Below are 8,609 nucleotides of genomic sequence, written 5' to 3'. Positions count from 1 at the left end.
GGTGGGTTTACACAGCTAGCGGGCACGGGCGGTGTGGGCGTTAGCGTTCGCGCGTACGAAGTGCATCCCGCGCTTCGAAAAGCCCGTGCAGCGTAATCTGGCGCACCGCATCCCGGCTGGCGCGGATATGGCGTTTGAGCGCCTGCTGGGCGGCTTCAGTGTCGCCCTCGGCCAGCCGGTTCAGGATCTCGGCATGCTCTTCGTAGGTGGCATCCACCCGGGCGGGCTGGACGAAATCCAGCCGGCGCACGATACGAATGCGCTCGGTCACGTCGCGATGGATACGCGCCATTTCGCGATTACCCGCCGCGGCGAGCAGGCCGGCATGAAACTGTTCGTCGAGCTGCCAGAGGATGGTGCTGTCGGTTTTGCGCTCGCTGCGCTCGATCTGCCAGACGGCGCTCAGCTCGGCCAGCTCGGGCGGGCGGTGGTCGAGCGCACACAGGCGCGCGGCGGCTGCGCATTCGAGCGTAATCCGCACCTCGTAGAGTTCGTCGAAGACGTCGAAGTCCAGCGGCCGGACATACCAGCCGCTGTGTTCTCTTACGTCGACATAACCGTCGCGCTGGAGGCGAAACAGGGCTTCGCGAACCGGCGTACGGCTCGCCCCGGTGCGTGCGGCGATCTCGTTTTCCGATAGCGCATCGCCGGGCATGAGTTCGAAATCGAACAGCTCGGCCTTGATCTGGGCATAGATCCGGTCGGCGAGGTTTGAACGCCGGGCCGGGCCGCCGGGCCGGCCCACATGCACCGCGGCCATGCTCAATCGCCGGCCGGCTCGATCACGAGCAGTACGTCGCCCGCCGACACCAGCGTGCCTTGCTTGCAGCGCAGCGCCTTGACGGTGCCGGCACAGGGGGCATCCACCGCGAACTCCATTTTCATCGCCTCGACGATCACCAGCGGGTCGCCGGCCTCGACGCTCGCGCCTTGCTCGACCTGCAGTTTCCAGACGTTGCCGGAAACATCGGCGGTCACGGCTTCGCCCTCGATGGCGTCGTCGTCGGGCATGGCCGCCGGGCCGGCCTTGGCCTCGGGCTCGGCATCGGCCTGGGCCTGCCAGTGTTCGACCTCCTTGGCGAAGGCCTCGCTCTGTCGCTCACGAAAGGTGGCAATATCGTCGGCGTTGGCGTCGAGAAACTGCTGGTATTCGGCGAAATCGAAGACTTCTTCGGTAATCTCGGCGTGCAGCCGGCCGGCCCGGAATTCGGCCCGCATATCGGCCAGGGTGTCTTCGTCGACCGGGTAGTAGCGCACCTGATCGAAAAAGCGCAGCAGCCAGGGTTCGCCGGGTTCGAACTGGGCGTTGTGACCGAACTTGTTCCAGATGGGCAGGGTACGCCCGACCAGCTGATAGCCGCCCGGCGAGTCCATGCCGTAGATGCACATGTACACGCCGCCGATGCCCACCGTGCCTTCGGCGGTATAGGTGCGTGCCGGGTTGTATTTGGATGTGACCAGCCGATGGCGCGGGTCCACCGGCACGGCACAGGGCGCGCCGAGATAGACATCACCCAGACCGAGCACCATATAGCTGGCCGCGAGGATGGTTTCCTGTACCTGTTCGCGCGTCTTCAGGCCGTTGATGCGCTGGATGAAGTCCACGTTGTTGGGCAGCCAGGGCGCGGTATCGCGTACCGACTGGCGATAACGCGAAACCGCGTCCAGCGTGGCGCTGTCTTCGAACGCCAGCGGCAGATGCAGCACGCGGGTGTTGAGCTTGAGATCGTCCACCTCGGGCAGATCGGCTTCGATCGCCAGCAGCGCATCGATCAGATCGCTTTGATGAATACGCTGGCCGTCGTAGTTGACCTGCAGAGAACGCACGCCGGGCGACAGCTCGAGGATACCGTCGACCGGGTTGGCCTCCAGCGCCTGCATGAGCAGGTAAACGCGCAATCGAAAACGCAGGTCCAGCACGTTCGGCCCGTACTCGATCAGAATGTAGCGATCGCCGGCCTGGCGATAGGCCACCGCCGGGCGGCTGCCCTCGGCCGGGCGTTCGGCCAGTACGCAGGGCGAGACCGTGTCTGCCGCCGCCGGCAGGGCCAACGGTTGTCGCGCTTTAGGCACGGTCAGCTCGTCGCAGGCCGCGTTTTGCTCGCGCTGCAGGGCGGCGGCCTCGTCAAAGCCCAGCTGCACGAAACGAATGGTATCGCCGGGCGCCACTTGGCCGACCTTCCACAGCTCGGCCGCGGCAATGGTCACCGGGCAGACGAAGCCGCCCAGGCTCGGCCCGTCGCGGGTGAGGATTACCGGCATATCGCCGGTAAAGTTGATGCTGCCCACGGCGTATTCGGTGTCGTGGATATTCGACGGGTGCAGGCCGGCCTCGCCGCCGTCCTCGCGGGCGAATGTCGGCTTCGGCCCATTCAGGCGAATGCCGAGACGATTGGAGTTGTAGTGGACTTCCCAGTCGGTGGCGAAGAACTCCGCGATGGATTCTTCGGTGAAAAAGTCCGGCGCCCCGTGCGGGCCGTAGAGCACGCCGATTTCCCAGTGCGAACCGTAGTCGGGCACCAGTTCGGGCGGTGCGGCCTTTGGCGCACGCGTGGGTGCCGGCGTGGGCGCATTGGGCTTGGCGGCATCACAGATGGCCAGCATATCGGTAGCGCGCAGCGGCCGGCCGGCATGGCCGCCGAACTGGCCGAGGGCGAATGTGGACTTGCTGCCCAGATAATCGGGCACGTCGAAGCCGCCGCGTACGGCCAGATAGGTACGACAGCCCGATTCGGCCTTGCCCACGACCAGCGTCTGGCCGCGCTTGACCGAAACCGGCGCCCAGAAATCGACCGGCGCATCGTCGAGCATGGCCTCGGTTTTGGCCCCGGTAAGGGCGATGGTGGCGTCGCTATGAAAACGAATGGTCGGCCCGAGAATGGTGCATTCCAGCCCCGCGGCCGAGGCATGGTTGCCGACGATGGCGTTGCCCAGCCGAAAGGCGTAGTCGTCCATGGGCCCGGAGGGCGGCACGCCGATATGCCAGTAGCCGGTACGTCCGGGATAGTCCTGGATGCTGGTATAGGTACCGGGTTTGACGATTTCCAGAAACGGCGGGGCATAGTCGAAATCGGCCAGGAAGGCGGTCGAAACGTCGCCGGCCGCGAAGCGTTCGTCGGCCACGATCTGGCGCAGATAGTCGAGGTTGGTGGCAATGCCGGACAGGCGCGTTGCGTCCAGCGCGCTGGCCAGTCGGGCCAGTGCGTCGTCGCGGGTATTGCCGTGCACGATGAGCTTGGCGATCATCGGGTCGAAATGGGCAGATACCTCAGTGCCGGCGGCGACCCAGGTATCCACCCGGGCCTCCTCGGCGAACACCACTTCGGTGAGCGTGCCGGGCGAGGGGGCGAAGTCGTGTGCCGGCTGTTCGGCATAGATACGCACCTCGAAGGCCGCGCCCTGGGGTTTGGCCTCGAATGCGGCCAGGTCCGGCGGCGTGCCGGCCGCGGTCTGCACCATCCATTCGACCAGGTCGATACCGGTCACCGCTTCGGTAATCGGATGCTCGACCTGCAGGCGGGTATTGACCTCCAGAAAATAGAACTCGTCGCGGGCCCCGTCGTAGATGAATTCCACGGTGCCGACCGAGCGGTAGTTCACCGACTCGCCCAGGCTCACCGCGGCCGCCATCATCGCCTCGCGCGTGGCTGCGGGCAGATGCGGGGCGGGCGTTTCTTCCACCACTTTCTGGTTGCGCCGCTGCAGCGAGCAGTCGCGTTCGCCCAGCGCCACGACCGTGCCGTTGCCGTCGCCGAAAATCTGGATTTCGACGTGGCGGGCCGACTCGATGAAGCGTTCCAGAAACACGCCATCGTCGGAGAAATAGTTCTGGCCCAGCCGGGCGACCTTTTCGAACGCGGCTTCCAGCGCGGGCTCGTCGTTGCAGCGCGACAGGCCGATGCCGCCACCGCCGGCCGTGGATTTGAGCATGACCGGATAGCCGAGCTCGGCGGCCGCCGTTTTCGCGGCGGCCAGGCTGTCGAGCAGGCCGGTGCCGGGAGCCAGCGGCACGCCGGCGTTCTCGGCCAGCTCACGCGCGGTGTGTTTCAGACCGAACTGTTCGATCTGTTCGGGCGTGGGCCCGGCAAAGGCGATACCGGCGTCTTCGCAGGCGCGGGCGAAATCGGCGTTCTCTGATAAAAAGCCGTAGCCGGGCACGATCGCCTGGGCCCCGCTTTCGCGGGCAGCGGCCAGCACGGCCTCGACATTGAGATAGCTTTCGGATGCCGTGTCGCCGCCCAGGGCGATTGCCTGATCAGCCGCGTTCACATGGCCGCTGTCGCGATCCGAATCGGCATAGACCGCCACGCTTTTCACGCCCATGGCCTTGAGCGTACGCGCGATGCGTACGGCAATCTCGCCGCGGTTGGCGATCAGCACGGTATCGAGTTCTGGCATCAGTCGTTCGCCTTTGCTTGTTGATCTGCGATGTAGGCCCGCCAGCCGCCAAAGGCAGTGACATCGCGGGCGGTGTCGGCGGCCCAGCCTTCACAGATGAAACCTTTCACTTCCCGGCCATCGGCCAGCTGCAAGGTGCCGATGCCCAGCGGTGCAGGGATGAGTGCAACGAACGAGCCAAATGCGCTGACCGGCACGTCCCAAAGCTCGACCTGGATGGCCGCGCCCCCCTCGCCGCGGATCAGCCCGGGCTTGGGCGGTGTGGTGCCGGCGAGTGCCAGCAGCCGGTATTCCGGCGCGGTCTCTGTCTGTTCCACGAAGCGGGCGTCGCGTTCGGTGAGCTGCCAGTTCAGCGGCATGCCGCGCAGATGCGCGCCGACGACGGCGACCCGGACCACATCGTCGGCCGCTGCGGCACCGGGCGTGATCGCGACCTGGGCGGCCAGGCGTTTGCCCGTGCCCAGCGGCCAGGGCTGGTGGTTTTGCCAGCGCGCGCCGAGTGCGGCGAGGCGGTCGTCTTGCCAGGCCGGCGCAATAACGGTGATACCGACCGGCAGGCCGTCGTCGCGAAAACCGCCCGGCAGGGCCAGGGCACAATAATCGAGCAGGTTGACGAAGTTGGTGTAGGTACCCAGCCGGCTGTTGAGCGCGACCGGCTCGGCCGCGATTTCGTCCTGGCGATAGATGCTCGGCGCGGTCGGTACCAGCAGCGCATCTACGGTCGCTATGAGTGCATCAGCCTTGTGCTTGAGCGCGGCGAGGGCGTACTGGGCGCGAAAGGCATCGACCGCGGTCGCGTTCTTGCCGCCGGTGATAATGTTGGCCACCACCGGATCGGCCGCATCGGCATGCGACTCGATGAATTCGCCCACCGCGGCATAGCGTTCGGCCACCCACGGGCCCTGGTAGAGCAGGGCGGCGGCTTCGTGAAAGGGGGTGAAATCGAGTTCGACGATTTCGGCGCCGGCCTCTTTCCAATGGGTCACGGCCGCGTCGAAGGCGGCCCGTGCACTGTCGTCGTCGAAGAATTCGGGCTGGCTCGGCACGCCCAGCCGCGGCGTAGCCGACGCGCTGGCCGTGGCGGCGTTATGCGGGGCGCTACGCGAGTAGGCGTCTTCGTCATCGAAGCCGGTCAGCACGCCGCGGACGGCGTCGGCGTCGGCGATATCCAAAGCGAAGATGGACACGCAGTCCAGCGACCGACAGGCCGGCACCACGCCGCGCGTACTGATCGCCCCGCAGCTTGCCTTTACGCCCACCAGGTTGTTGAAGCCGGCCGGCACGCGCCCGGAACCGGCCGTGTCGGTGCCCAGCGAGAAGGCCACCAGCCCGCGGGCAACGACCGACGCCGAGCCCGAGCTGGAGCCGCCGCTTATATAAGTGCTGTCGAAGGCATTGGGTACGGCCCCATACGGCGAGCGGGTGCCCACCAGCCCGGTCGCGAACTGGTCCAGATTGGTCTTGCCGACAACGATGGCGCCGGCAGCCTGCAGTCTTTCCACCGCCGCGGCCGAGCGTTCGGGCGTATAGGCAAAAGCGGGGCAGGCGGCCGTGGTGGGTAGGCCCGCGACATCGATATTGTCCTTGACCGCGAACGGAACGCCGTAGAGCGGTAGGGCCGATGGCTGGCCGCCGGCGCCCTGCAGGCGGGCATCCAAGGCATCGAGCTGGGCGTCGAGCTCGGCGCCGCTCACGATATGAATCCATGCCGGGTCGTCGCTGCCAAGGCTGTCGCGTAGCGCATGAAGCGCGCTACGGGGCGTATGGGCGTTGTCGGCGTAGGTGGCCTGCCAGTCGGCCAGGGTCGAAATGGTCATAGAAGCTGCATACAGAGGTGTATACAACCGCTTAGCAACGCCTATGCCAGCCCGGCGTCGATCCGAGTTCAGGTGGTCGAAGCGACGCTACCAACCCGCCCCGACAACCGGCGGGTCGTCGTATTAGCCACGCGCGAATGGGTACACCATCGCGGCCGCCAACGGCGGCGAAGCTATTGAAAATGCACGGCGGCCAGGCGCCGACGCCTGTTTTTCGACGGCAGTGAAACAGGCGGACACGTGCCGTCGTTCCGGCGCCGGGTCGATCATTCGGTTACGGGATACGGTTCGCCAGGCCGGCAACGGGTGGCGTGAGGTCCGTGGCCAGCGTGCCGGCACGTAGGGCCAATCTGGTGCAGCGTGCCCATCTTTTGTGCAGGTTCATCATGCCTGCTGTTAAAAAAGGCCCGACTCCAGGCCGGCGGCCATCATCAGGCCCAGTTCTTCACACTGGCTTTCGAACGCCGAATCGAATGTGCCCTGGCAGATCAACGGTGCCTGTATGGCCTTCCAGCGCAGCCCGCCGGTAATGCTCTCGATGGCGCGTCGTGTACCGGTGCCGTCGTGGCCGGCGCGGATATAGACCGCGAAGGGCAGCGCGTCGGTATGGTCGAGGCAGTGATAGTAGCTGCGATCGAAGAAGTCCTTGAGCGCGCCGCTCATGGTGCCAAGGTTTTCCGGCGTGCCGAGGATGACCGCGTCGGCGGCCAGCACGTCTTCCGGCCCGGCCTCCAGCGGCGCGATCCAGCGCGCGCTGACGCGATCTATGTCCGCATTGTTCAGGCCGCGTAGCACCGCATCGCGTAGGCGGCGGGTGTTGGGCGAGGGCGCGTGCGCGATCACCACGACGTGACGGCAGGTATCGCTCATGTTTTTTAGTCCTATAAGAAAATAAAGCTGTTCAGAAAAGAGGGTTCGAAAGCCAACCCGCTGATCTATTGACTGGCAGTATGTGCAGGCGGCGCAGCACGGAATGCGCGTTGTTGTAGCGTTGTAATCGTTCTGTAATATCGGAATAAGGGTGGAGCGAAATTTATTTTAATTTGCAGATACAGCATTCTTTTCCTAAGTATCTGACCCGCAATGAGACGGCCCGCATTTGAATCGCGGCCAAGTTAAATTGTGGATGAATCGTTGTCATACGCTCGATGGAAACGGTGTACGCTTGCCCCTGTGCCTCGCCCATAGAGGTTTGCTGTTGCCACAACCGGTCAATACCTGCCATGACGGCCGAAGTTGTCGAGAAGAATCGTGAGCGGTGCCCCAAGTGCGAAAGCTTTGGCGTGCTCCCGTTACGCCGACATGGTTTCAGAAAGATGATGAACCTGCGCAACTACTATCGCTGCATCGACTGCGGCCACCGTTTTCTGGCGCGGCGACGATAGCGATTCTGCCCGGCCCGGGATGCTATGCTTGCGCCTGATTTTGCGGCGCACGTATTCATGCAATGAATGTTCGGGATATCGACCTGAACCTGCTCGTCTTTCTCGATGCGCTGCTGCGTGAGCGCAGCGTAACGAAAGCGGCGCTGGCGATGGATCTGAGCCAGCCGGCGATGAGCAACGCGCTGCGGCGCCTGCGTAAACTGCTGGGCGACCCGGTGCTGGTACGCACCGCCAGCGGCATGCAGCCCACCGACCGTGCGCTCAAACTGCAGCGTCCGGTGCGCAACGCATTGGCCCAGCTGGAAAGCGCGATCGCGCCCAACCGCGCATTCGAACCGGCCACCGCCGAGCGGCTGTTCACCATTCTCATTACCGACTATGCGGCCTCGGTGCTCATGCCGCATGTGGTGGGCGTGCTCGAGCGCGAGGCGCCGAACATCGCGCTCAATATTCTCAGCGCGGGCAGCGATGCCATCGACCAGATCGAGCGGGGCGAGGCGGACGTGCTGGTCAACCGGTTCGGCAAGCTGCCGGCCAATTTCCACCAGCAGCAGCTCTGGAGCGATCGCATGGCCTGCCTGATCCGCAAGGATCATCCGGCGCTGGTCAAGGCCAACGGCGAGCTCACGCTGGAAACGTTTCTTGCGGAAAAACATATTCTGATCACCCAGACCGGCGTGGGGCTGGGGCGTATCGACGAAGTGCTGGCCGATACCGGCCGCTCGCGCCAGATCAGCGTGCTTACCCGTCATTATCAGCTGCCGCGTGAGCTGGTGGCCAACAGCAACATGATTGTGGCGCTGCCGGCACGCATCGCCCGGTATCAGGCACGGCATCTGGGCCTGGCCGTGCTCGACCCGCCGATGGAGCTGCCGGAATTCCATATCGGCATGACCTGGGGCGCGCTCGACCACCACGACGTGGCCCACCGCTGGCTGCGCGAGCGCATTATCGCCATCGCCCGCGAACATTTAAGCTGACGGCCAGGCAGGCGTCTGCCGCGATTTCG

5 protein-coding genes are annotated in these 8,609 nt (G+C 65.0%); 1 reads left to right on the top strand and 4 read right to left on the bottom strand.

Annotation, left to right across the window (positions count from 1 at the left end; genetic code table 11):
- Positions 1-40 precede the first annotated feature (40 nt).
- The 4 genes from C84B14_RS15590 to C84B14_RS15575 form a co-directional block, all read right to left on the bottom strand.
- Positions 41-760 (bottom strand): GntR family transcriptional regulator, encoded by a 720-nt coding sequence (locus C84B14_RS15590; protein ID WP_353225462.1) that lies wholly within the window; start codon positions 758-760, stop codon positions 41-43.
- A 2-nt stretch (positions 761-762) separates the two neighbouring features.
- Positions 763-4,398 carry an urea carboxylase gene (uca, locus tag C84B14_RS15585; RefSeq protein ID WP_353225461.1) on the bottom strand — a complete coding sequence of 1,212 codons (3,636 nt, stop codon included), beginning with the start codon at positions 4,396-4,398 and terminating at the stop codon, positions 763-765.
- The gene (gene atzF / locus C84B14_RS15580) at positions 4,398-6,215 is read right to left on the bottom strand and encodes an allophanate hydrolase (protein WP_353225459.1); all 1,818 of its coding nucleotides are present in this window, start codon (positions 6,213-6,215) and stop codon (positions 4,398-4,400) included. The genes uca and atzF overlap by 1 nt, the downstream gene beginning before the upstream one ends.
- Before the next feature lie 396 nt (positions 6,216-6,611).
- Complete coding sequence (locus C84B14_RS15575; protein WP_353225457.1) at positions 6,612-7,085, bottom strand: flavodoxin family protein; 474 nt, start codon at positions 7,083-7,085, stop codon at positions 6,612-6,614.
- 577 nt (positions 7,086-7,662) lie between these two features.
- Between C84B14_RS15575 and C84B14_RS15570 the strand changes: the two genes are divergently transcribed.
- Positions 7,663-8,580 carry a LysR family transcriptional regulator gene (locus tag C84B14_RS15570; RefSeq protein ID WP_348765686.1) on the top strand — a complete coding sequence of 306 codons (918 nt, stop codon included), beginning with the start codon at positions 7,663-7,665 and terminating at the stop codon, positions 8,578-8,580.
- Positions 8,581-8,609: the final 29 nt, after the last annotated feature.

Source organism: Salinisphaera sp. C84B14, from assembly GCF_040361435.1.
GTDB lineage: Bacteria > Pseudomonadota > Gammaproteobacteria > Nevskiales > Salinisphaeraceae > Salinisphaera.
This window is presented reverse-complemented; position numbering and strand designations above follow the sequence as displayed.

What these genes read in the sequence shown, in the direction of transcription:
- C84B14_RS15575 (WP_353225457.1), bottom strand. Translation starts at nt 7,085, where the DNA reads ATGAGCGATACCTGCCGTCACGTCGTGGTGATCGCGCACGCGCCCTCG.
- atzF (WP_353225459.1), bottom strand. Translation starts at nt 6,215, where the DNA reads ATGACCATTTCGACCCTGGCCGACTGGCAGGCCACCTACGCCGACAAC.
- uca (WP_353225461.1), bottom strand. Translation starts at nt 4,398, where the DNA reads ATGCCAGAACTCGATACCGTGCTGATCGCCAACCGCGGCGAGATTGCC.
- C84B14_RS15570 (WP_348765686.1), top strand. Translation starts at nt 7,663, where the DNA reads ATGAATGTTCGGGATATCGACCTGAACCTGCTCGTCTTTCTCGATGCG.
- C84B14_RS15590 (WP_353225462.1), bottom strand. Translation starts at nt 760, where the DNA reads ATGGCCGCGGTGCATGTGGGCCGGCCCGGCGGCCCGGCCCGGCGTTCA.